19 protein-coding genes are annotated in these 23,856 nt (G+C 42.6%); 17 read left to right on the top strand and 2 right to left on the bottom strand.

The features are described from left to right. Positions 1-36: 36 nt before the first annotated feature. The 10 genes from fmt (at position 37) to PG901_RS04555 (ending at position 12,343) form a co-directional block, all read left to right on the top strand. Positions 37-1,143 carry a methionyl-tRNA formyltransferase gene (fmt, locus tag PG901_RS04600; protein WP_271133673.1) on the top strand — a complete coding sequence of 369 codons (1,107 nt, stop codon included), beginning with the start codon at positions 37-39 and terminating at the stop codon, positions 1,141-1,143. A gap of 126 nt (positions 1,144-1,269) precedes the next feature. Continuing rightward, complete coding sequence (locus PG901_RS04595) at positions 1,270-2,859, top strand: transcription antitermination factor NusB (protein WP_271133672.1); 1,590 nt, start codon at positions 1,270-1,272, stop codon at positions 2,857-2,859. A 58-nt stretch (positions 2,860-2,917) separates the two neighbouring features. Further along, on the top strand, positions 2,918-4,339 hold the full coding sequence (thrC, locus tag PG901_RS04590) for a threonine synthase (RefSeq protein WP_271133671.1): 1,422 nt from the start codon (positions 2,918-2,920) through the stop codon (positions 4,337-4,339). Between the two features lie 348 nt (positions 4,340-4,687). After that, positions 4,688-5,785, top strand: a complete 1,098-nt coding sequence (locus tag PG901_RS04585) for a LysM peptidoglycan-binding domain-containing protein (RefSeq protein ID WP_201563847.1) — start codon at positions 4,688-4,690, stop codon at positions 5,783-5,785. Positions 5,786-5,842: 57 nt separating this feature from the next. Further along, positions 5,843-7,099 (top strand): DNA-processing protein DprA, encoded by a 1,257-nt coding sequence (gene dprA / locus PG901_RS04580; protein ID WP_271133670.1) that lies wholly within the window; start codon positions 5,843-5,845, stop codon positions 7,097-7,099. 156 nt (positions 7,100-7,255) lie between these two features. After that, positions 7,256-7,885, top strand: coding sequence for an L-threonylcarbamoyladenylate synthase (locus tag PG901_RS04575; protein WP_201629772.1), 630 nt, complete (start codon positions 7,256-7,258; stop codon positions 7,883-7,885). A gap of 127 nt (positions 7,886-8,012) precedes the next feature. Next, positions 8,013-8,531, top strand: a complete 519-nt coding sequence (locus tag PG901_RS04570; RefSeq protein ID WP_271133669.1) for a GbsR/MarR family transcriptional regulator — start codon at positions 8,013-8,015, stop codon at positions 8,529-8,531. Positions 8,532-8,652: 121 nt separating this feature from the next. Continuing rightward, a complete protein-coding gene (locus tag PG901_RS04565; RefSeq protein ID WP_271133668.1) occupies positions 8,653-9,603 on the top strand; it encodes a fatty acid desaturase family protein in 951 nt (316 codons plus the stop codon). A 525-nt stretch (positions 9,604-10,128) separates the two neighbouring features. Beyond that, positions 10,129-11,094 (top strand): epimerase, encoded by a 966-nt coding sequence (locus tag PG901_RS04560; protein ID WP_271133667.1) that lies wholly within the window; start codon positions 10,129-10,131, stop codon positions 11,092-11,094. Positions 11,095-11,263: 169 nt separating this feature from the next. Then, positions 11,264-12,343: a metallophosphoesterase gene (locus tag PG901_RS04555; protein ID WP_271133666.1), complete on the top strand. Its 1,080-nt coding sequence runs from the start codon at positions 11,264-11,266 to the stop codon at positions 12,341-12,343. A 141-nt stretch (positions 12,344-12,484) separates the two neighbouring features. Here the strand turns inward: PG901_RS04555 and PG901_RS04550 are convergent, their stop codons facing one another. Next, positions 12,485-13,963: an alpha/beta hydrolase gene (locus PG901_RS04550; RefSeq protein ID WP_271133665.1), complete on the bottom strand. Its 1,479-nt coding sequence runs from the start codon at positions 13,961-13,963 to the stop codon at positions 12,485-12,487. A gap of 507 nt (positions 13,964-14,470) precedes the next feature. Between PG901_RS04550 and grpE the strand changes: the two genes are divergently transcribed. From grpE to PG901_RS04515, 7 genes are all read left to right on the top strand, one after another. Beyond that, a complete protein-coding gene (grpE, locus tag PG901_RS04545) occupies positions 14,471-15,085 on the top strand; it encodes a nucleotide exchange factor GrpE (RefSeq protein ID WP_271133664.1) in 615 nt (204 codons plus the stop codon). Positions 15,086-15,338: 253 nt separating this feature from the next. Continuing rightward, entirely contained in the window at positions 15,339-17,282 is a 1,944-nt protein-coding gene (gene dnaK / locus PG901_RS04540) for a molecular chaperone DnaK (protein ID WP_201629796.1), read from the top strand. A 332-nt stretch (positions 17,283-17,614) separates the two neighbouring features. Then, positions 17,615-18,157 (top strand): porin family protein, encoded by a 543-nt coding sequence (locus PG901_RS04535; protein ID WP_201563866.1) that lies wholly within the window; start codon positions 17,615-17,617, stop codon positions 18,155-18,157. A gap of 238 nt (positions 18,158-18,395) precedes the next feature. Next, complete coding sequence (locus tag PG901_RS04530) at positions 18,396-18,944, top strand: porin family protein (protein WP_201629798.1); 549 nt, start codon at positions 18,396-18,398, stop codon at positions 18,942-18,944. Between the two features lie 170 nt (positions 18,945-19,114). Continuing rightward, positions 19,115-19,597 (top strand): NfeD family protein, encoded by a 483-nt coding sequence (locus PG901_RS04525; protein WP_442966850.1) that lies wholly within the window; start codon positions 19,115-19,117, stop codon positions 19,595-19,597. 21 nt (positions 19,598-19,618) lie between these two features. Then, complete coding sequence (locus PG901_RS04520) at positions 19,619-20,479, top strand: SPFH domain-containing protein (protein ID WP_201563875.1); 861 nt, start codon at positions 19,619-19,621, stop codon at positions 20,477-20,479. A gap of 200 nt (positions 20,480-20,679) precedes the next feature. Continuing rightward, the gene (locus tag PG901_RS04515; protein WP_201629800.1) at positions 20,680-22,056 is read left to right on the top strand and encodes an esterase-like activity of phytase family protein; all 1,377 of its coding nucleotides are present in this window, start codon (positions 20,680-20,682) and stop codon (positions 22,054-22,056) included. Between the two features lie 116 nt (positions 22,057-22,172). Here PG901_RS04515 and hemN read toward each other — a convergent pair whose 3' ends face one another. Next, positions 22,173-23,717, bottom strand: coding sequence for an oxygen-independent coproporphyrinogen III oxidase (gene hemN / locus PG901_RS04510; RefSeq protein WP_271133663.1), 1,545 nt, complete (start codon positions 23,715-23,717; stop codon positions 22,173-22,175). Positions 23,718-23,856: the final 139 nt, after the last annotated feature.

Below are 23,856 nucleotides of genomic sequence, written 5' to 3'. Positions count from 1 at the left end.
TATAATAGGCAAATTAACCATAAATAATGCCTGACTATGACCACACTTGCTGCACAATCTGATATATCTATTGACGCCAATCAAGCTGAGCAAAGCGCCGTAACCGAAATACCAACAGTCGCTAAGCCGCTAAGAGTAATATTTGCCGGTACACCTGAGTTTGCTGCTGTCAGCCTTGAAGCGCTTATCAAGCAGCAAGATGCGTTGAATATAGATATCGTTGCAGTCTATACCCAGCCTGATCGCAAAGCAGGGCGCGGGCAAAAGTTATCAGCATCTGCCGTCAAGCAAGTGGCATTGGCAAATGACATCGCGGTTGAGCAGCCTCTCACCTTTAAAAAATCCAGCACAGAAGGCATGGCAGCACGTGAGAATTTACGTACTTATCAGCCAGATGTGATGATTGTTGCGGCTTATGGTCTGATATTACCGATTGGCGTATTGACCACGCCTACTTATGGCTGTCTAAATATTCATGCTTCACTGTTGCCACGTTGGCGCGGTGCGGCGCCTATTCATCGTGCATTACTGGCGGGCGATTCTGAGACTGGTATTACCATTATGCAGATGGATAAGGGGCTCGATACCGGTGATATGCTCCACAAGGTTAGCGCGCCTATTGAAGCCAATGATACGGCTGCGAGCCTACATGATAAAATGGCTGAGCTTGGCGCTGCGGCAATTAGTACGGTATTAAAAGACTTAACGTATTATCAAGCGCAGGCAGTAGCCCAAGATGACAGCCAAGCCAATTATGCTGAAAAATTGGTCAAAACCGAAGGCGAAATCGACTGGACACAGTCTGCTATTAAGATTGAACGACAAATTCGTGGGCTGACGCCATGGCCAGGTGCTTATACTTTTTTAGCAGGGCAGCGGGTTAAAATTTTAGCCAGCTTGCCTGTGAACCCATCACAGCAAACCAATGAGCCTGCTGGCACTGTCATCAGCGTCGGCCGCAAAGCGATACTGGTCGCTTGTGGCAAAGAAGATGAGACCAAACAAAAAAGCAATGAAGAATCAGCCAGTACTTTGGCTATTACTGATTTGCAGTTCGCTGGTGGCAAGCCGATGACTGCTGAGCAAATTTGCCATGGTAATCAGTTAAATGATGGCGACCAGTTTACGACCGATTCGAAATAATCTACGCCAAATTAGTACTGCAATTATTAGAATTTAACTCGGTATATTTTAATATCGGTAATTTAATACCAAATAATCCAACTTTTATCAGACGCGATCGACCAGACGTCAAGGAAATTCAATTTAATGAGACAAACCAACACTGCGCCAAGAAACAATAAGCTTAAACCATCAAGCAACCTGATTATGAATGGTAGCGTACGTGTACGGGTCATTCGCACTTTACTGGCCATTCAAAACGGTCAGTCGCTTGCCAGCGTTCTTGATCCGTTACTCAACAGTCTACATGATGGCGATAAAGGTTTTGCCCATGCGCTACTACTAACGACATTACGTCAGTGGCATGCGCTGGCGCGTTTGCTCGATACCTTAGCTGACAACCCTATCGATGAAGTTGAAGTTCGTACCACCATTCAAGTAGGTTTAGTGCAGTTGCTGTATTTAGAAGTCGCTGACCATGCGGCAATTCACGAAACGGTTGAAGCGGCAAAAGAAATCGAGTTTTCACATGCAACAGGTTTAATCAATGCTATCTTGCGTAAAGTGGCTAAGAATCCAAGCAAATTTCGTAAGAAGTGCGATAAAAAGCATAGTCTACCGAATTGGCTCGCTTATCAGCTTAAGCAAGACTGGAGTGAGCAGTATGATGAGCTGACCCAAGGTTTGCGCCACGCGGCACCGATGTTTTTACGCGTAAACTCAGCTGTTAGCTCAGTAGAGGATTATCAGCAAGCACTTGATGGGGCAGAAATTGATGCAGACATCGTTGAGCTAACGACTGGTTTCAACTTAATGAACTCTTCAGATACAGCTATGGCAACAACGTTATCAACCAAAGGTCTCCGGCTACATCAAAGCACAGCCGTGAACGCTTTGCCTGATTTTGCGCTAGGAGCTGCCAGCGTACAAGACATGCATGCCCAACTTGCTGCACCCATTATTAATAAAGCATTGATGGCTAAAATTAATACTGAAGTGACCGACACTGACGGTGACATTGCTGAAAATAATAACAACGAGATACACATTCTAGATGCTTGCGCGGCACCTGGTGGTAAGCTTGCTCACTGGTTGGAGCTTATAAGCGCTAATGACCAGTCGTCACTGTTTCACGTGAAACAAGACGATGCTAAATCGACGCCTGCGACCGCTGATATCAAGGTAACGGCTATTGATAATGAAGCGCCGCGTATTGAGCGTATCCGTGAGAACTTACAGCGCTTAAATTTAAGTCAGCACGATTTGCAGCAAGCAGAGAAAAGTGTCGCACTGAATATTGTCTGTGCTGATGCCACCAGATGGCAGCATGGAAAAAATAAAAAAGCGGCTACCAATGAGCCGGTATTTGATGCAATATTACTCGATTCCCCTTGTACTGCGACAGGCGTGATTCGTCGTCACCCCGATATCAGTATTTTGCGTACCGAAGAAGACGTTGAGCAAACCGCATTGTTGCAAGCCGATATTTTGCATAACTTGTGGCCACAATTGAAAGCGGGTGGTTATCTATTGTATGTAACCTGTTCTATCTTAAAGCAAGAAAACGTCGAGCAAATGCAGGATTTTATCAGTCATCATAATGATGCGGTAGCGATTGAATTTACCGAAGATTGCAATTGGGGCATCGAGCAAACAATCGGGCGTCAGTGCTTGCCGATTGATAGCGAGAGTGGTGATGGGTTTTATTATGCGTTACTTCATAAGACAATGGCATAAAACTGCTGAATAAACCGTTTTAAATATTGAATAACCTCATTATAGACAGGACAATCTAATGAAATATATCAGTACCCGTGGTCAGACAGCGCCGATGGATTTTAGTGATGTACTATTGATGGGGCTTGCGCCAGATGGCGGTTTAATGCTGCCTGAGCACTATCCAAATATTGATAGCACGACCCTTGATGAATGGCGTACGCTCAGCTATCCACAGCTTGCCATGGCGATTATGCAGCGCTTTGCCACTGATATTCCTGTGGCTGATTTGCAAGATATCATCGAGCGTACTTATACTGCTGAGATATTTGGTTCTGATGAGATTGTCCCTGTCCGTAAGCTTGAGGATAACTTATATATTTTAGGATTATCGAACGGTCCGACATTGGCATTTAAAGATGTGGCGATGCAGTTCTTGGGCAATGCCTTTGAATACGTGCTGAAAAAAAAGGACGCTCGCATTACTATTATTGGTGCGACCAGTGGTGACACGGGCAGCGCAGCAGAATATGCCCTACGTGGTAAAGACAATATCGAAGTCTTTATGCTGTCACCGCACGGCAAAATGAGCGAATTTCAGCGTGCGCAAATGTATAGTCTGACCGATGATAATATCCATAATATCGCCATCGACGGTATGTTTGATGATTGCCAAGATATTGTCAAAGCGCTGCAACAAGATGCTGAATTTAAAGCGGCTTATAACCTCGGTACAGTTAACTCTATCAACTGGGGTCGTATCCTTGCGCAAATCGTTTATTACTTTAAAGCCTATTTTGCCATCACTACGAGCAACGACGAAAAAGTCAGCTTTAGCGTCCCATCAGGTAACTTTGGTAATATTTGCGCTGGTCATATTGCTCGCGAAATGGGACTGCCAGTTGACCGTTTAATCGTCGCGACCAATGAAAACGATGTGCTCAACGACTTCTTTAATCAAGGTGCTTATCAGCCGCGTCCGACCGATAAAACTTACGTAACGTCCAGCCCGTCAATGGATATCTCTAAGGCTTCTAACTTTGAGCGCTTTGTCTATCTACTACTCGACAAAGACAGCGCCCGTGTCAGCGAGTTATTTGAAGGGGTGAAATCCGGTCAAGGTTTTGATTTGTCTGACTTGATGGAGGCGGTTAATACGCGTTATGGCTTTGCTGCAGGTAAATCGACCCATAGCGACCGCTTACAAACGATTAAAGCGCTTTATGAGCAGCATGGTGAGTTGGTGGATCCGCACACAGCCGACGGTATTAAAGTCGCTAAAGAATTACAGCGCGCAGGTGAAGTGATTATTTGTGCCGAAACGGCTTTACCGGTTAAGTTTGCCGATACGATTGTCGAAGCTATTGGTCCAATAGAGATTACTCGCCCTGCCCATACCGAAGGCTTAGAGGACTTACCACAACATGTGGTGGTACTAGATAACAAGGCTGAACTGGTCGCTGAGCAAATCCGTCAGCACGTGAAGCCAAATCTTGCGTAGGTAGCTTATTTATATAAAGTATTCATTGAAATTAATATCCAATTAAAGGTTACGCTATTGTAATAAAGTGTTTATGATTGTGTTATGGTAGATATAATTGTAATATTAGAAACAGCGTCGGCGAGTCATCATCATGCTCGGCGCTTTTTTAGCAATCAAACCCGTCAATCATATCAGTCGACAACACTGAACAGCTGCTCTAGAAGCTTTATGATGGTGATACTTAAGCCTTTTATGTTTTTATTTTCTAATCGTTATTTAATGACTAGAATGAGATTTTGAACCTAATTAATAGACTTAAGTAGACCAGATTCGACGCTAATAGCGCTACATATTGTGGATATAACAATGAAGATGAGCTTAAAAAATATAGCAAAAGCACTATTGGTGACGACATTTAGTGGTGCAATGCTGATGACCACTGCCCACGCTAATAATCCACCGCCGACCATCAAAGCGGACGCACCCAATCGCTATATCGTCAAAAAAGGCGATACCTTATGGGATATCTCAGGGCGTTATTTAGACAGTCCATGGCGCTGGAAAGAGATTTGGGCGACCAATAAGCAAATCAAAAATCCCAACCTTATTTATCCTAATGACATTCTTATTTTATGTGTGATTCAAGGTAAGACTTTAATTGGCGTTGATACAGGCGAGGGCTGTGCGGGCGTTGAAAAGCAGTTGACGGGCAATGTAGTGTCTAGCACAGTTTCGGTCACTTCGACCGCTAATAGTATTCCGCCTATTCCATGGTCTGCGATTCAGCATTGGCTCGATAAGACCATCATTGTTAATCCAGCAGATTTTAATACCACGCCCTATATTTTAGCTTCTAAAAAAGGCAATTTAATTACCGCAAGCGGCGATAAAGTCTATGCCAAAGGCGTACCACTTATCGTTGGACAGCGTTATGGTATTTACCGTGAAGGCGAGAAATATGTCGAGCCTAAAACGCAAAAAATCATCGGTTTAGAAGTCACCCAAGTTGCTACCGGTTTGGTCACGTCTACAGAAACCAATGGTGTGACTAGCTTACAGCTGATTGACAGTTATGGCAAAGAAGTCCGTGAAGGCGATCGCGTTTTTGTAGAATTAAACAATTCTATCCCGCCGGTATTTTATCCAACGCCTGCCACCGTCAACCGTGGCGGTATGATTGTCCGCGTCATGGACTCTATCAGCTCAGCTGCTAAAGGCAGTGTGGTTGCTATCAATTTAGGTAGCACGCACGGCGCTAAACCTGGTGATGTGTTGACCGTTTATCAAAAAGGCGCGGTCATACGCGATATCAAGGACAACGATACCCCGGTACGTTTGCCAAGTGAGCCTAGTGGTATGGTGATGGTGTTTAATACCTTTGATAATATCAGTTATGCGTATGTGCTTGACTCTGAGCTACCACTTAACGTCGGTGATCAGCTCTTACCACCGCCTTACTTATAATTGACTTGAGCCTCTATTGAGTCATCATCCCCGTCAGTTACTATGAGTTAAGCGCTTATGACCGTGACCGCAGTCTCCTCTCTTTTATCCGATGAGCAGCGCGCAGTATTGGCGCTGTGGACTGAGGTGAATGCGTCATTATCGGCTTATCATAAGCTGGTTACTTCTTTTGGTAATGCCGAGCTTGCTTGGTGTGCCAAAGTAGAGGCATGGCGGCAGCTTGGCATTCATAGTACACATCTTAAGCGTCACGAACAGCCACAGCAAACGCAAGCCACTATCGATACCATCCAACAGGCATTGCTAGATAACAAATACGGTTTGCTATTTGCCGATCAGTCCGATTATCCTCCGCAGTTACTAGACATCTATGACCCACCGCCTTTATTGTTTTATCGTGGCGATAAAGCACGTTTGCAACAAGCGCAAATAGCTATCGTTGGGAGCCGAAAACCTACCACTCATGCCCAAAAAATCACCTTTGATATGGCGCAATATTTAGCGCAAGCCGGTTATATCATCACCAGTGGTCTTGCTATGGGTGTCGATAAGCGTGCACATTTAGGTGCTTTGGCTCAAGTTGATGCGGAATATCAAGGTCGTACGGTCGGCGTGATGGGTACAGGGATTGATGTCAATTATCCCAATCATCATGACAAGTTATTTAGCCAGATTATCGAGCAAGGTGGCTGTATCATCAGCGAGCTGCTACCGCATACGCAGCCACATAAGCATACCTTTCCACGCCGTAATCGCTTAGTTGCAGGACTCAGCCTCGCGACGATTGTCACTGAAGCAACGATTCAAAGTGGTTCGCTTATTACTGCGCGCCTAACCTCTGAGCAAGGCAAGCAAGTCTTTGCGATTCCAAGTCATATCGATAATAATAATGCTGAAGGCTGTCATCACTTGATACGTGAGGGCGCAACTTTAATTTATCATCCGCAGCAAGTCCTCGAAGATATTAACAGTCAATTAGGGTATCAAAGCCGTAACTACAATTCATCTGATAACGCAGAACTTAATATTGAGCAAGAAAATCTTAGCCAAAGCTCTCATTCTATAAATACAGACAACATCTCTATCGCCGCTGTTGGTCACGCGCCGCAGTCTAACCTCAAATCTTCTTCCAATGCTATCGTTATTCCTGAGCATTTAACGCAGGTTTATGAGCATCTTGACTGGCATGGGCAAGATTTGGATGCATTATTAAGCACTACTAACCTGACGCCACCGCAATTGATTGGGCAACTTATGGAGCTTGAATTGTTAGGGGTTATCAGTGTGCAAGGTGGGCGTTATTTACGGGTCTAGAGTTATGTTTTCTTTACTGTTAAGCTCCTCTATTTGCTAGTTTTTGAGTCTTTAGCCGAAAAGATTTTGGCAGTTTTAAACGCTACTTTTCGAGTCTTTCCGTGTCCTGTGTTATTATAAATGCTTAAATCTCTATCCTCTCGAAGCATTTAAACCATGAAAGAATCCCTGTCATTTATTACTCATTCTGTCGTTCAAGCTGCTCAGTGGCTAAAAGAAGGAGAGTTACTTGCTTATCCAACCGAAAGCGTCTGGGGTATCGGCTGTGATGCTTATGATAAAGCAGCAGTCCAGCGTATTTTAGATATTAAGCAGCGTCCACAAGCAAAGGGCATGATTGTGATTACTGATAGTGCAGAGCGTTTAGCGCCTTTATTAGATGCTTTAAAAGATCGTCAGCGCCAGCAAATCATCAAGAGTTGGCAGGCAGATAGTGACAATATAGCGCTACAATGCAAGCAAGCCCATACATGGTTATTGCCCATTCCGAGCACACTTACCACAACCATTCCTTCTTGGATAACGGGCCAACATCAGACTGTCGCGGTTAGAGTTATCGCCCATCCTACTATTCGTCAGTTGTGCCAGCAGATGGTTAGTGCTGATAACCCATTTGGGTTATTGGTTTCCACAAGTTGCAACCCGTCTGGTCATCAGCCTGCCAGTACCTTTGATGAAGCCTATGCTTATTTCGGCGAGCAAATAAGCTACTTGCAGACTGAAACGTTAGGTTATACGTTACCGAGCCAAATCCGTGATGCCACCACAGGTCTAATCGTTCGTTAGGGGGTAGCAATCATTCAAACAGACAGTATTACTACTTAGTTTCACTATTGACAGAAATAAAAGAATAGCGCACTATGAGTCAAGAAGGTAGTTATAAATTATAGAAAATAGTGAGTAGATATCAATCATGAAACTAAATCCTGTGACCGAAAAGTTTATCTTACATTGGGGCGAAATGGGTTCGCAATGGGGCGTTAATCGTACCATGTCACAAATTCATGCATTGTTATATATCATCGGTAAGCCGTTAGATGCTGAAGAAATTACCGAAACCCTTGGTGTTGCTCGCTCTAATGTCTCAAACAGTATTAGAGAATTACAAAATTGGGGATTGGTACAAAAGGTTTCGATATTGGGCGACAGGCGTGATCATTTTACGACCAATACAGATGTTTGGGAGCTCGCACGTATCATTGTAGTTGAACGCCAAAAGCGTGAGCTGGATCCAACAGTACAGTTTTTACAAGAACTGATGGATAGTCCTGAGTTTGAACATGAAAATAGCGCAGTAAAAGCACGTATTCGTGATACCCAAGAATTCGTTGATACAGTCACCACTTGGTCATCTGAGATGCTTAGACTACCGACTAACGCCCTTAAAAAAGTTTTGAAACTAGGCGCGAGTATAAAAAAGGTCCTAGGGTAATCTAACTATGTAAAAATAAAAATTTTTCAGTATATATTTCTGTTTTGACAGAAATTAATGTAAGTATGTAAGGCTTATATAAACCCCCTTTATTAGCAGTAATGACAAATGGATGTGTGAAATGAAAGCAAATAAAACACATAGTAATAAAAAGCAATCGATCAAAAATGCTGTTAGCTCAGTAGAGTGGCAAGACTTACGCCAACTGACTCGCGGCCAAATTGCTTACAACCTCATTTTGCCTTATCCGTTTTTATTGCTGTCGTGGTGGTTTGCCAGTCAATCTTGGTATGTAATGGCGTGCGTCGCGTCGTATCTATTTTTTGCTGCGGCCTTTCGCCAAGCTCACGATGGCTATCATCATAGCTTAGGTACGGGTAAACGTACGACTACCGCCATATTGCTGTTGCTTAGTGTGCTATTGATGACCAGCTTGCATAGCATTCGAGCTACTCATATGGCGCATCATCGTGACCCTCTAGGCGATAGTGATATTGAAGGCAGTTTGGCAAAAGTGTCATGGTGGCAAGCGATGTTAGGCGGCATAACCTATCGGCTCAATATCTATCGTCAAGGATTGCGTCTAAGCAGCCGTCGCAATCAAAACTTGGCTTGGTTAGAGTTTGGCTTAATTGCATTAGCCGTCTTAGTTGCCCTTGTATTGACCGCGCTTACTATCCCAACTCTTGCTATGTTAGCGCAAGTGTTGATGTATCACCTACTGACCATGATGTTGGCGAATGCTAGTGTTGGAATCATTGCTGTTTGGGGTGTGCATCATGATTGTGATGAAACGATAGCCCGCACTGAGCGTAACCCATTGGTCAATATATTGACTTTTAACTTACTCTATCACGTAGAGCATCATCTATTTCCTGCTGTGCCATCCAATCATTTACCTGAGCTAGCCAAGCGTTTAGATGCAGTAGCGCCACACCTAACCAAGCAGCATGTATTGCCCAATATATCTGCTGTTATGAACTTTATAAATAATAGATGGAACAAACTAAAAGATAATTATCACCATAGCAACGATAAGAACGGGTGTCCTATTCGTAAGCGTTTTGCATAATAGGCAGGCTATATAAAACTGAGATAATTAATTATCTATCAATTATTCATAATGAATTCACCACCCACTACCGTAGCCATATTTATACTAAGTTAATCATTAACTTTTATAGGATAAATATAATGAAAATGAATGACAGGGTTGATGCTTATCCTTATTTACAAGTCATTATCTTATTTGCAGGGATTGGTAGTGTTATTGGTGGGCTAATTGTAGAGTTGTGCGTTTTATTGATATTTAGAAAAGTATACGTACATCTTTTTTAATTGGATTTATGACATCCGAATTTTACATGGGCTCAATTGTCATCTATTTAGGCATAAATTCATGGATGGAAATGGGAGTTTCGTTCGCTTTTATGTTTATCGTAGGTCTGTTCGGCGCTGTGAATGCTACTATCGCCAGCTGTATGGCTTTACCAAAAGTATGTAAAAGTGGTTTTGATATAACATCCGAAAAGGAAGAGGATAGTTACAAAGGATTAATTTTAATTGAATGATAAGCAAAAAATACAGGGAGTAGGGCATGAATATTCTAATCAGCGGTGGCTCAGGATTCTTAGGTAGCGCGTTCAGTGAAGCCATTATCAAGCGCTATCGAAGTGAGAATAAGGAAGTGCATATTACGTGGCTGACCCGTGATAGTAATCAGCCACATCCTATCGATATTAAGATGATGACTTATGATGAGCTGACGAAATCTAATCAGAGCTTTGATGTTATTTTAAATCTAGCGGGCGCAGGGATTGCAGATAAGCGTTGGAGCGCTGCACGTAAAGAACAACTGCTTGCCAGCCGTGTACAGCCTACCGAAGCGCTACTTGCTTTTATAGCGCGTAGTAGCACTAAACCTAAATTATTGGTTAGCGGTTCAGCGATTGGCTGGTATGGCGCTCAAGGTGATAAGCCTTTAATTGAGAGCAGTGATTTTAATACTGATTTTTCGCATAAATTATGTGACGATTGGGAACAGTTGGCATTGAAAGCTACCGATTATGGCGTTCCTGTTGCTATCGTGCGCACCGGTGTCGTTATCCATCCTGAGGGCGGCATGGTTAGTAAGTTATTAACACCCTTTAAAATGGGCGTTGGCGGTCAATTGGCTAATGGTAAGCAAATCATGAGTTGGATCAGCCGTGAAGATTGGGTAAGGGCAGTGTTATTTATCATCGAGCAGCATCTCATGGGTCAGCAGCAAGCTCAGTTAAATAATACGAGCAATACTTTAAACACAGCAAGCGATACGCCAGCCGTGGTCTATAACTTAACCGCGCCTAACCCTGTGACCAATCATACTTTTACCAAGACGCTTGGCGCGTGGCTGCATCGTCCGACGTTTTTTACTTTACCAAAATTTTTATTAAAATTGATGTTTGGTGAGATGTCGACCTTGCTGATTGATGGGCAAAAAGTATTGCCACAAGCGCTACTCAATGCAGATTTTAAATTCAAACAGCCAACCCTTAAGCAGGCTTTAGAGCAGCAGGTATAAACTTATCTGATGGATTGTTTCACATGAAACAATCTATTCCTGAAAAAAACCATTTCTTGAGCATATTCTTTTAAAACCTTTGTCCAGTTTCAATAAAAAATGATGCTGTCTATAACAGGTAAGAATATGGGCGTACTATAAGCCCGTCTTTGTCTGATTCAATTTTATTATGTGGCTTTTTATCATCCTTACCCAGCTGCTCGCGATGATGAGTAGCGTGATATTTTACTGGTTCATCAAACCAAAACAGCGCTTGCCTAAAATTGGCCTAGTCTTAAGCATTTTTGTCATTAATAATGCTTTTCTTATCTACGGACTGAGTGAGTTTTGGCACGAGCGCTTCCATGCCTACTTGGTTGCCAGTATTTTACAAGGCTTTATGTTCTATGCAGGCTTAATAACCGCTGTCATTACCCTAGTTTATCTCTATATCCTAAAGCAAAAATACCATCCAAAGCTCATGAGAGCTGTTGCTGCTGTGGTTTATGCTGGTCTTGTAGGTTTAGCAGTATTTAATGCTTATTCGCCTGTCGTACATCACTTGGAAGTAACGACAGATAAGCCACTCAATAAACCAATGCAGATAGCTTTGGTGTCTGATACTCATTTAGGTAGATGGTTTGGCAATCGGCAGATAGATAAGATGGTGAAGCTGATAGATGCCCAAAGTCCAGATGTGGTGGTTATCGCGGGCGATGTCATGAATGATTCCACTGACTCTTATGACAATACCAATATGCATGAGCATTTATCAAAACTAAGAGCGCCACTCGGTGTCTATGCTACTTTGGGCAATCACGATTATTCAGGTAATCAAGTTGCCATTGCTAAAGCAGTCGAGCGGGCAGGCATTCAGGTGATTGATAATAAAAGTGTCTGGTTGGATGACTCAGTATTGCTGATAGGGCGTTCAGATGAAACCGATCCTGCACGCCCTGCCGCCACAGAGTTACTTAGTGAAGTGAGGGCGTATAAACCGGTGATATTTTTAGAGCATAGCCCGGCCGATTTAGCACAAATCAAAGGTTTGCCCATTGATTTGCATTTATCAGGGCATACCCATGGTGGGCAGATATTTCCTTTAACGACATTGCTAAAATGGTTCACGCCACTGGTTTATGGTGCCAAACAACTAGAAGGCACGCAGTTTTTGGTGACTTCAGGTTATGGTATCGGCGCTGTGCCATTTAGATTGGGTACGCGTTCTGAGATTTGGCTAATTACTTTGACAGGTCAAGCTGATTCATAGTAGCTGATTAATAGTAACTAGCCGTTATGGTTATCCGTGCTTTTTATCTATCTTTTTCCAATTGTCAGTTAATGCTAGCTTTTAGCTTGTTTTAATAGCTACCCGTATTTAGCCCGTAACCCACAGCCATTATTCAGCTATTCACGCAGCCACTAACTCTTGGGTGCTGATGATCTCACGTACAAAGCTAGCAAAACCATTAATAATATGATGCGTTTCTTGTCCAAGCCCTTGATGGACGCTCATAAAATGGATAAATCCATGTGGTGCGCCATAGACAGTATAGGTTTCGACCGCAACACCATGGCTTTCTAACTGCTTAGCATAAGCAAAAGCTTCATCGCGCAAGACATCTAATTCGGCCGCGACGATATAAGTAGGGCAGATATGGCTATTGTCACCGAGCATAGGTGAAGTCAAGATATGTTGGCGCGGTAACGGGCTGTTTTCCAAACACGCGGCATCGAATACCGCCACATCGGCATGATCTAGTAATAAACCCTCGCCATATAATTCCCAGCTAGGATAATCATTTTCAACATCCGTCACAGGATACAGAGGCATTTGCGCCATTGGCGATGGCACGCGCTGCAATATCTCAAAAGTTTTTTGCCCATTAATGCCCAAATCTTGCCATGCTTCTGCCGTTGGGGTGATGACTTGTTGAGCAACCATGGTTGATAACTCGCCGCCCGCACTATCACCTGCCAGTACAATACGCGATGGCAAGGCGCCAAATGCTTGGCAGTTTTCAGCCAACCATCCATAAGCAGCAATACAATCTCGTAGCGCTGTCGGTGCAGGATATTCAGGTGCTAGGCGATAATCAACACTGACCACTGGCCAGCCCGTTTGCTCACAGACGGCATGACAAAATTCATGATGGGTGTCGACATCACCGATACAAAATCCACCGCCATGAAAAAACAGCATCACAGTTTCATCAGGATTGCGTTTCGGTTTCTTTTTAAAGCCAAAGCCTGTTGCACTTACTTGTTTTTGATAGCAACGAATGGTCATGTCGCCATCATCAGCATTGGCAATGGTTTTGTCTGCCCACTCTACGGTATGGCTATCTTTTTTGGTAAAGGGTTTAATACTGTTAAATAAGGTAGAGCTTGGCTGTTGCCAGACGGTTGGCGCTTGCATCGCAACGACGTCGGTCGCAAAGCGTTTGCGCAACTCGACCATGTCTAAAAGGTGTAATGGCGTTTTAAGCTTGCTATTGACTGCAAGGATTAAGCGTAAATGGGCATCAACATGCTCGTATTGCTTAGCGGTCGGTCCATCCAAATAGCCCACTAAGCTTTCTAATACTGATTCTGGTAAGCAGCCGATGCCTTTCATAGCGTAATGCAGTAGGTGCGGCTGATAGCTAGTCATTAGATTATGATAAAGCACCTTATCTTTGATGGATAATGGCTTATCAACACTATCATCAGCGCTGATTGCAATCTCTGCATTCTTTATTGGCAAAGTCTGTAAGTTTTCTGGTTTATGATTGTTTAAAGAGCTATCACGTGCACTTTCAGGCTTTTCTTGAGCCAAAGCGGTCAGGTTAAGTGACCTCACTGCTTTATTAAGTAAGGTGTTGATTGATAATACTGTTGAATTAGGCATAACACCTCCTATAAATGATAGATAATATTTGCAGCCATCATATGATAAGTGGAAATAAAGTTGAGTATTCTTTGGTAATGGTTTAGGAGTGAATAGTAATTTATTTGGAATAACTGACGGTGTTTTGTTGGTTTTGTTAGCGAAATTAACCACTTATTGACGATAAGCGTAAAGGTAATGCGGTCATTTTAGGGCATAGTTGGTAGGTATTATGCCGACATTAATGAATATCGAGAAAAATTCCTTAGATTAGGCTTGAAATTTGCCCTCATCACCTTTATCAAGCAGCTATCAGAAGAGGTTAAAAAAGCGATTGCTAAAAATCCGTGAGTGATAAAAAAGTGAGTGATAACGGCTAGATGATTGTTAAAAGCCGATAAACCTATTAAGTAAGCAATGGAGAAAAACACAGTTTGGCTAGCCAGTAGCCGATTTATTGCGTTTTTCAATCCATCATTATTATGTTAACAACCCCATTAATAATTATATCCCTATTAAGGAGCTATCATGAGCGAGCACAATAATAACCACGAATCTAATGAGCAAAATATGCCACACGACAACGTTTCGCACGATAATGTCGAACACGACGACAGTATTTTAAATGAAACCTTGCAAGAATTTGATCCACAAAATAATTCAGGTGCAGAGAGCACAATTGCAAACGATATCGATTTAGATACGTTTAAAGCGCGTATCGCTGAGCTAGAAAGCGAAGTCAAGCAAGCCAAAGAAGGCACCGCTCGCGCCAATGCCGAAGCGTATAACGCGCAAAAACGCATGGAACAAGAAGCCGATAAAAGCAAAAGATTTGCCCTGCAAAAATTCGCCAAAGAGCTATTAGAAGTAGTCGATAATTTAGAGCGCGCTATCGAAAACGCTCATGCAGATGACCCTGTTACCGAAGGGGTAAGATTGACTCATAAAGCGTTGTTAGACGTGTTGAATAAAAATGGCGTTGAAGTCGTCGAGCCACAAGGCGAGAAATTTAACGCTGATTTGCATGAAGCGGTCGGTATCGATGCCGATGCGCCAGCCGATACAGTAGGTACGGTCTTGCAAAAAGGCTATAGCTTAAACGGTCGTCTGTTGCGCCCAGCGATGGTACGCGTTGGTCAGTAGCAATCAAATATAGAAGATTTAAGGTATTAGTATTTAAAAAATAAGTCTTTAATTGTACTAAACCCTATTATTAATGGGGTTTTACACAAAAAATCACACAAAAGGCAATATTTAGCAGTGGATTGACTTGAAAAAACGAAGCCTTAAACCGATATAAAGCAACAAGTGACCGACTAGATGTCGATAGTTTTCATAATCTAGGGTCTGATGATATATATATTTTTATTTAAAAATAAATTAGGAGCAATTAATTATGGGTAAAGTAATTGGTATTGATTTAGGTACAACTAACTCATGTGTGGCAGTGATGGAAGGTGATAAAGTTAAAATCATCGAAAACGCTGAAGGTACACGTACCACGCCATCGATTGTCGCTTATAAAGATGACGAAATCCTTGTTGGTCAGTCAGCTAAGCGTCAAGCGGTCACCAACCCAAACAACACCCTATTTGCCATTAAGCGTCTGATTGGTCGTCGTTTTGATGACAAAGTCGTGCAAAAAGACATCGGTATGGTGCCTTATAAAATCGCCAAAGCTGATAACGGTGATGCGTGGGTCGAAATCAACGGCAAAAAATTAGCGCCACCACAGGTTTCTGCTGAAATCTTGAAAAAAATGAAAAAAACAGCCGAAGACTATCTTGGTGAAGCCGTTACTGAAGCTGTTGTTACTGTCCCAGCTTACTTTAATGACTCACAACGTCAAGCAACCAAAGACGCCGGTAAAATTGCGGGTCTTGATGTAAAACGTATTATTAACGAGCCAACCGCTGCAGCACTTGCTTATGGTATGGATAAAAAGCAAGGCGATAGCACCGTTGCTGTATATGACTTGGGTGGTGGTACTTTTGACGTATCAATCATCGAAATCGCTGATGTCGATGGCGAACAGCAATTTGAAGTACTAGCAACCAACGGTGATACATTCCTTGGTGGTGAAGACTTTGACTCAGCGCTAATTGACTTTTTAGTAGCCGAATTCAAAAAAGACCAAGACGTCAACCTAAAAGGTGACTCTCTTGCGATGCAGCGTCTCAAAGAAGCGGCAGAAAAAGCGAAAATTGAGCTATCAAGTGCCCAAAGCACGGAAGTGAACTTGCCATATATCACTGCCGATAGCAGTGGTCCTAAGCATTTGGTTGTCACTATCAGCCGCTCAAAACTTGAGAGCTTAACGGAAGAATTGGTACAACGTACCATGGGTCCTTGTAAAACAGCTCTAGAAGATGCTGGTCTAAAAATCGGCGATGTCGATGACGTTATCTTGGTAGGTGGTCAGACTCGTATGCCTCTGGTACAGCAAAAAGTACAAGAGTTCTTCGGTCAAGAGCCACGTAAAGACGTTAACCCTGACGAAGCAGTTGCCGCTGGTGCTGCGATTCAAGGTGCGGTATTGTCTGGTGACAAAACTGACGTCCTATTGCTTGACGTAACGCCATTGACGCTAGGTATCGAAACAATGGGCGGTGTTATGACGCCAATCATTGAGAAAAATACCATGATTCCGACTAAGAAATCACAGGTATTCTCAACGGCAGAAGACAACCAACCAGCAGTCACCATTCAGGTTTATCAAGGTGAGCGTAAAATCGCTAACCAAAATAAACAGCTTGGCCGTTTTGACTTGACCGATATTCCACCAGCACCACGTGGTCTACCACAAATCGAAGTGACTTTTGACATCAACGCTGACGGTATCATGAATATCTCAGCGAAAGATAAAGGTACTGGTAAAGCACAAAGTATCCAAATTAAAGCGGATTCTGGTTTGTCGGACGAAGAAGTCGAACAAATGGTGCGTGATGCCGAAGCGAACGCTGCTGAAGACGAGAAATTCGCTAACTTAGCACAAGTTCGTAACGAAGCAGATGGTCGTATCCATGCGGTACAAAAAGCACTGAAAGACGCCGAAGATAAAGTGACTGAAGATGAAAAATCAACAGTAGAAACGGCTATCTCTGAGCTTGAAGCAGCTGCTAAAGAAGACGATCATGACGAAATCAAAACCAAGCTTGAAGCGTTAGACAATGCCTTCTTGCCAGTTAGCCAAAAGATTTATGCAGATAGTGGTGCAGGCGCAGAAGGTATGGATCCAAACCAGTTCCAACAAGGTGCGGATAATGCTGGCAACAGCAGCCAAGCTGATGACGACGTCGTCGATGCTGAGTTTACTGAAGTAGACGAAGACAAAAAATAAGCCATATTAAGAGCTAAAACTGACGTCTGATTTATCATAAAGAACGCACCTTTCGAGGTGCGTTCTTTTATTTTGCAAACTTAGCTCGGGCTAATGAGTAGGAAGTATTACCCAAAACTGATGGTTGTAACAAAAGATTTCATATATCAGCCTTTGTAACCCGAGTGCTGACAAACACTTGCAAAACTTAACTTTCTTACCATTAAACACTGACAGAGTCTTTGACATAGTTTGTTACTATGTATACATCGTTAGCAAACAAGGCGATATGGCTAAAAAAGCCCACATAAATAAATAACTTGTTTGTCCAAATTGATTTTAAGGAGCTACATATGAAAACTCTACAAAAAACTCTACTTGCACTAGCCGCTGGTTCTTTAGTAAGCATGGGTGCGCAAGCAGCTGTATCTTATGGTAACGGCTATACTGGTCAACCATACGTCGGCGTAAAAGTTGGTCAATTTGACTTAGACGTAGACGGTGCTGATAAGCCAACAGCTTATGGCGTATACGGCGGTTATAACTTTGATCCTAACTTCGGTATTGAAGCTGAATACGTAGGTTCAGATGACGCTGATTACTATAACGGTGATATCGACGCTAAGTCTTATGGCGCATACGGTACTTATCGCTATCAGTTCCCTAACACTGGTTTATATGCCAAAGGTAAGTTAGGTGTGGCTAAAACTAAGGTAGAAGGTAACTATTTAAGTAGTAATAGCAGTCGTAACACCTACTCAGATAGCGATACTAGTCTAGCTGGTGGTGTAGGTCTTGGATATTCAGTGAACCCTAACTTCAGCGTTGAAGCTGAGTATGACAAATTAGGTAGTGATGCTGATCTTATGACCGTTGGTGCACAACTTAAATTCTAATTATTTGAATCTTAAGTTCTTTAATTAGCAATAGCTTGAATAGTTAGTAAAATAAAAAACGATCACTTCGGTGGTCGTTTTTTTATGCGAAAAGAAAAAGTGCTGTAAGCGTCATTAAAAAAACGAGCATTACTAAAATTGTTCTGTTAGTATTGCGCGTTCAACAATAGTCTAACTAATTTGTACGCCTTGTAATACCCATCCAGACTGCATTTTAGTTTATTTAACAGGAACATATATGAATACTTTACAAAAAGCTTTGATCGCATTATCAGTTGGTTCTTTACTGAGTGTGAGTGCTCAAGCAGCAGTTAATTATGCAGGTCAGCCGTATGTTGGTGTTAAAGTTGGTAAGTTTCTGGTAGATACTGATGGTTTAGATGATCCTACTGCTTACGGTATTTATGCGGGTTATAACTTTGATCCTAACTTTGGTGCCGAAATTGAGTATGTAGGCTCTAGTGACACTGATATTGAGACGGGTGTTAGGGGTGTTAATGCTGAATACAACCTTAAAACTTATGGCGCCTACGGCACCTACCGTTATCAATTCCCTAATACTGGTCTATACGCTAAAGGTAAACTGGGATTTGCTAAAGCTGAGATTGATGTTTCTGCCAGCAATGTTTTAGGAGGCTCTGTTAACGAAAGTGATAGCGACAGCGGTCTTGCTGGTGGTATCGGTTTAGGTTATAACTTTAACCCTAACATGAGCCTTGAAGCTGAATATGACTATGTTGCTGAAGATATTGCGCTATTAACTGTTGGTGCACATTTCAAATTCTAGTATGAGTTTAGAGTTTGAGATTTTTAAAGTTAAATCAGTTAAATAAATAAAAAACGATCACTTCGGTGGTCGTTTTTTTATGCGTATAACTTTTAAGGCGCTGTTTGATAACAAAATGTGCTACATTGAAAGCTAGATTGGCAAGAATAGGGAATATGACAATAATGGAAATGCTTTGGATGATTCAACCTTGGCACTGGCTCGTATTAGGCTTTGTGCTGCTGATCGTCGAGATGTTTGTGCCGACGTTTGCCAGCCTTTGGTTTGGGGCAGCCGCTATTATCGTTGCCGCCCTCTTATGGTTAATACCTATCCCTGTCTCCGTCCAAATCATTATTTGGTTGGTACTTTCGGCTATCTTTTTAGTAGCGTGGTTTAAATTTATCAAACCCTTGTCTGTCGATCGCACCAAAGCGGGATTGGGCGGCAGTGTGATTATCGGTGAGACTGGTATGATTATCGTCGCGCCGCAACCTGAGAGAGCTGGTATGGTACGTTTTAGCGTGCCTATCGTTGGTGCTGCTGAGTGGATGTGCCGTACCAGAGGCGAGCAAGTAGCGGTTGGTGATCGGGTGATAGTGACAGATATCGTCGGTAATGAGCTGATTGTCAGTACGATGACCTCGCAAGCGGTCATTAATAAAAATAGTTAAGCAGAATAATAGGGGTGGAACATGGAAAGTTTTAGTATTGTGATGGTGGTATTGATTGCATTGGTGGTATTTACAGTGTTTAAAGGGGTGCGCATTGTCCCACAAGGGTATAAGTGGGTGGTGCAGAGACTGGGTAAATATAGCCAAACCTTAGAGCCGGGACTCAATATTATTATTCCTTATGTTGATAATGTCGCTTATAAAGTCACAACCAAAGACATCGTGCTTGATATTCCCTCACAAGAAGTTATTACCCGAGATAACGTGGTAATTATCGCCAACGCTGTTGCTTATATTAATATTGTCCGTCCTGATAAAGCCGTTTATGGTATCGAGGATTATGAATACGGTATTCGTAATTTGGTACAGACGTCTTTGCGCTCAATCATTGGTGAGATGGATTTGGACAGCGCTTTATCAAGCCGTGATGAAATCAAAACTAAGCTAAAACACGCCATCTCAGAAGATATTGCTGATTGGGGTATTACCCTGAAAACGGTAGAAATCCAAGATATTAACCCTTCGCAGACCATGCAAGCGTCAATGGAAGAACAAGCGGCGGCAGAGCGTTTACGTCGTGCGACCGTGACCCGTGCTGATGGTCAAAAGCAAGCGGCTATCTTAGAGGCTGATGGTCGTTTGGAAGCCTCACGCCGTGATGCTGAAGCGCAAGTGGTATTGGCGAAAGGTTCAGAAGAGTCTATTCGCCTTATTACGGCGGCGATGGGCAAAGAAGAAATGCCGATTGTGTACCTATTGGGTGAGCAATATATTAAGTCGATTCGCCAGTTAGCAGAATCGGATAACGCAAAAATGGTGGTATTACCCGCTGATATTTTAAGCACTATTAAAGGCATGGTTGGCGATAAGCTTAAGGTTTAATCAAACATGTTTTAAGCTGTTATAGAAGTAACTCTTAAAAGTAGCCAACGAGTAAAAATAGTCAGTGAGCGTTTTACGTGCTGGCTATTTTTTTAACTTTAATTTGTCCGTAATCATGTCAGTGATTTTTTAGCGTACGATATTTTTGTTGTTTAATAATAAAAATACGCCTATAAAATAAATGTATAAGGAAAATAATAATGACCACGAAAGATATAAATGCTGTAATTATTGCTATAAATGAATTTGCGCAAGGTAGCCCATTGCCTTATACCGTACTTGATGCGACGCATATTAATGCCGCTTATCCTGAGCAGAAAGTAGAGATTCGTGGCGGCGGCTACGGTTCAGATGCGGCGGCACATCCAACCAATGCCAATCAATTTTATGCCCTTACCGATCGTGGTCCTAATGCCGATTTTGATGGGATTGCTGGTAAGGGTAAGCAGTTTCTTGTGCCAAATTATACGCCGTCTATTGGGTTGTTTGAATTGCAAGCTGGCGGCAAAATTATCAAAGTAAAAGAGCTGCTGCTGAAAGACAGGCAAGGCAATCCCATCTCTGGGTTACCGAATCCAAAGGCACTGGGCGGCACCAATGAAGTACCTTATGACGTCAATGGTCAGCCGATGACCGTTAACCCAAATTTACCTTTTGATGCGGTGACCAATCCGATTAAAACCGATATCAATGGTTTAGATCCTGAAGGGCTAGCGGCGCTGCAAGATGGTAGTTTTTGGGTCAGTGATGAATATGGCCCACACCTTGTGCATTATGATGCCAATGGGATAGAGATAGCCCGTATCAATGCTTTTGCCAATGATGAGCGTAATAATGTAATTATCAATGGTAAGCAGGTTCTGTTACCGACAGAATTTACCAAGCGTCGTGCCAATCGTGGTATGGAAGCATTGACGATGACGCCAGACCAAACAACACTGGTCGGTATCATGGAGTCCTCTATGGACAATCCTGATAAGTCAGGGCGTTTGTCTTCTTTGGTGCGTATGGTGACGATCAATTTGGTTTCGGGACAAATAGCCCAGTATCTATATCGATTAGATAAAGCGGAGCACGTGACTTCTGGCATCGCGGCCTTAAGTAGTCATGAGTTTTATCTGATTGAACATGATCGCAAGTTCCCGCTACAAGATAAGTCAGCGCAAAAACTAATCTACAAAATAGATATCGCGCAAGCAACAGATATCGAAACTATTTTAAATGATGAGAATGTTAAGCAAGATGAAACGCTTGGCTTGCTAGTCAATGGACAAACGCTTGAGCAGTTGATTGCAGTAGACGAAAAAAACTGGCAAATGCTTGAAAACATAAACATTACGCCTGTTAAAAAAGCCTTGGTTGTCGATGTGTTAGCTACTTTAGATTATCCGCATGATAAGCTTGAAGGCTTATGGTTACGGCAAGATGGCTCATTAGGTTTGCTTAATGATGATGATTTTGCCATGACTGATTCAGAGGTCATCAACCCAAAAAGCACGGTTGAGCAAAAGTATCTCGATAAAGATAAAACCATTGAAGATGCCAATCGCTTATATATCGTCATGCCGACTGAATAGAGTAGCGTGATTTTTCGTAACTATTTATTCTTAACTATTTATTCTTACTACAGACAATAAAAAAGACCTCATACAAGTGAGGTCTTTTTTATTGTTAAATATTGACTCAGTGTATTTTAGATGACTTTAGAGAAGCGGTTTTTATGTTTTTTCTCAAGGTATTCATCAAATACCATAGCGACGTTGCGACCTAATAAACGACCTCTGGGTAATACGCGAATACCAGCAGCATCCATATCAATCAAGCGATCCTGTTGCATCTCACCCAACTGTTGGATTTCATCGATAAAGTAGGTAATGGCGTCAATACCAAATTTCTGATTGATATCTCGAAAATCCATATAGTCGTGACAGAGTAAATTCATAATCACGTATTCACGTAAGCGATCTTTAATCGAGGTCTTAATCACATTGACCGCTGGCATGACGGTTGGATTATTACGTGCTGCGTCGATATTATCTTTATATACCTGCAAATCGGTGTGGTTTTGTAAGATATAGCTGCTATTAGCATTAGAGATTTGACTGATTGACGAGACCCCAAAGCCCAATAAATCGCAATCGCCCATGATGGTATAACCCTGAAAATTGCGATGTAATTTGCCTTCGCGCTGGGCGATGGCAAGCTCATCATCAGGTTTGGCAAAATGGTCAATACCAATATATTGATAACCGGCTTCGGTTAAGGTATTGATGGTATTGCCGAGCATCGTAAGTTTGGCGGCTGGCGTCGGTAAGTCCGCTTCTTTAATCTGGCGTTGAGATTTAAAACGCTCAGGCAGATGGGCATAGTTAAATACCGATAAGCGATCGGGTGCCATCTCAATAATGCGGCGTACCGTTGTATCCAAAGTTTCAGGCGTTTGATGCGGTAGGCCGTAAATTAGGTCGACGTTGGTAGAATGAAAGCCCAGCGCACGCGCCTCAGCAAGCACATTTTCAATAAGTTCAGCAGAATTTATACGGTTGACGGCAATTTGTACTTTTTCATCTAAGTCTTGTACGCCCAAACTTACGCGGTTAAAACCCAAGTTGCGTAGTACTGTTAATGTTTCGTCTCCCAGCTCGCGCGGGTCGATTTCAATAGAGTAATCGCCTTGGTCTTCTGGCAAAAATTCAAACTGGGTCTGCAAAAACTCCCACAGTTGTACCAATTCATTATCTTGTAAAAAGGTTGGCGTACCACCACCGAAATGCAGCTGTTTGACCAGTGGTTTTTTGCCGTCTTCTGGTGTTTGTAATAAGCTACGTTTATGCTTAATTTCCGCCATCAAATATTCTAAGTAATCACCAGCATCGCTATTTTTTTTGGTGATGATTTTATTACAAGCACAGTAATAGCAAAGGTGCCGACAAAACGGAATATGAAAATACAGCGATAATGGCGCATGGGCTTCGCGCTCTTGTAGAATCTTAGTCTCGAGTCCTGCTGGCATCGGTGAAAATTCTAAAGCGGTCGGGTAGGAGGTATAGCGCGGCCCAGAACGATTGTATTTATTAATAATCTCTTCATCGAATGCTGGCAGCTGCTTACTGGTGATGCTGCCACGGGTACTGGCATACGGATTGTCCGGCTGCGTCACAGGGCGTACCGTGGTCGGCTGCTCGCTGGCATGAGCGAAAGACGTTTGGTCGCTATTGATATCGGATGGTTCTGACATGCGAGATTCCTCGGTTTAACTGTATAAATCGCCATTTAAGTAATGAGCAGTATAACAAATCATTGGTTATAGTGGCATGGATGGCAAGTTTTCGTATATACCCATAAAGTTGTATTGTTATCTGGAATAAAAAAAGACC

The organism is Psychrobacter sp. ANT_H3, from assembly GCF_027919975.1.
Lineage (GTDB): Bacteria > Pseudomonadota > Gammaproteobacteria > Pseudomonadales > Moraxellaceae > Psychrobacter > Psychrobacter maritimus.
This window is presented reverse-complemented; position numbering and strand designations above follow the sequence as displayed.

What these genes read in the sequence shown, in the direction of transcription:
- PG901_RS04525 (WP_442966850.1), top strand. Translation starts at nt 19,115, where the DNA reads ATGCTTTGGATGATTCAACCTTGGCACTGGCTCGTATTAGGCTTTGTG.
- hemN (WP_271133663.1), bottom strand. Translation starts at nt 23,717, where the DNA reads ATGTCAGAACCATCCGATATCAATAGCGACCAAACGTCTTTCGCTCAT.
- PG901_RS04530 (WP_201629798.1), top strand. Translation starts at nt 18,396, where the DNA reads ATGAATACTTTACAAAAAGCTTTGATCGCATTATCAGTTGGTTCTTTA.
- PG901_RS04575 (WP_201629772.1), top strand. Translation starts at nt 7,256, where the DNA reads ATGAAAGAATCCCTGTCATTTATTACTCATTCTGTCGTTCAAGCTGCT.
- PG901_RS04565 (WP_271133668.1), top strand. Translation starts at nt 8,653, where the DNA reads ATGAAAGCAAATAAAACACATAGTAATAAAAAGCAATCGATCAAAAAT.
- PG901_RS04585 (WP_201563847.1), top strand. Translation starts at nt 4,688, where the DNA reads ATGAAGATGAGCTTAAAAAATATAGCAAAAGCACTATTGGTGACGACA.
- PG901_RS04560 (WP_271133667.1), top strand. Translation starts at nt 10,129, where the DNA reads ATGAATATTCTAATCAGCGGTGGCTCAGGATTCTTAGGTAGCGCGTTC.
- PG901_RS04520 (WP_201563875.1), top strand. Translation starts at nt 19,619, where the DNA reads ATGGAAAGTTTTAGTATTGTGATGGTGGTATTGATTGCATTGGTGGTA.
- dprA (WP_271133670.1), top strand. Translation starts at nt 5,843, where the DNA reads ATGACCGTGACCGCAGTCTCCTCTCTTTTATCCGATGAGCAGCGCGCA.
- PG901_RS04515 (WP_201629800.1), top strand. Translation starts at nt 20,680, where the DNA reads ATGACCACGAAAGATATAAATGCTGTAATTATTGCTATAAATGAATTT.
- thrC (WP_271133671.1), top strand. Translation starts at nt 2,918, where the DNA reads ATGAAATATATCAGTACCCGTGGTCAGACAGCGCCGATGGATTTTAGT.
- fmt (WP_271133673.1), top strand. Translation starts at nt 37, where the DNA reads ATGACCACACTTGCTGCACAATCTGATATATCTATTGACGCCAATCAA.
- PG901_RS04555 (WP_271133666.1), top strand. Translation starts at nt 11,264, where the DNA reads ATGTGGCTTTTTATCATCCTTACCCAGCTGCTCGCGATGATGAGTAGC.
- PG901_RS04570 (WP_271133669.1), top strand. Translation starts at nt 8,013, where the DNA reads ATGAAACTAAATCCTGTGACCGAAAAGTTTATCTTACATTGGGGCGAA.
- PG901_RS04550 (WP_271133665.1), bottom strand. Translation starts at nt 13,963, where the DNA reads ATGCCTAATTCAACAGTATTATCAATCAACACCTTACTTAATAAAGCA.
- PG901_RS04595 (WP_271133672.1), top strand. Translation starts at nt 1,270, where the DNA reads ATGAGACAAACCAACACTGCGCCAAGAAACAATAAGCTTAAACCATCA.
- dnaK (WP_201629796.1), top strand. Translation starts at nt 15,339, where the DNA reads ATGGGTAAAGTAATTGGTATTGATTTAGGTACAACTAACTCATGTGTG.
- PG901_RS04535 (WP_201563866.1), top strand. Translation starts at nt 17,615, where the DNA reads ATGAAAACTCTACAAAAAACTCTACTTGCACTAGCCGCTGGTTCTTTA.
- grpE (WP_271133664.1), top strand. Translation starts at nt 14,471, where the DNA reads ATGAGCGAGCACAATAATAACCACGAATCTAATGAGCAAAATATGCCA.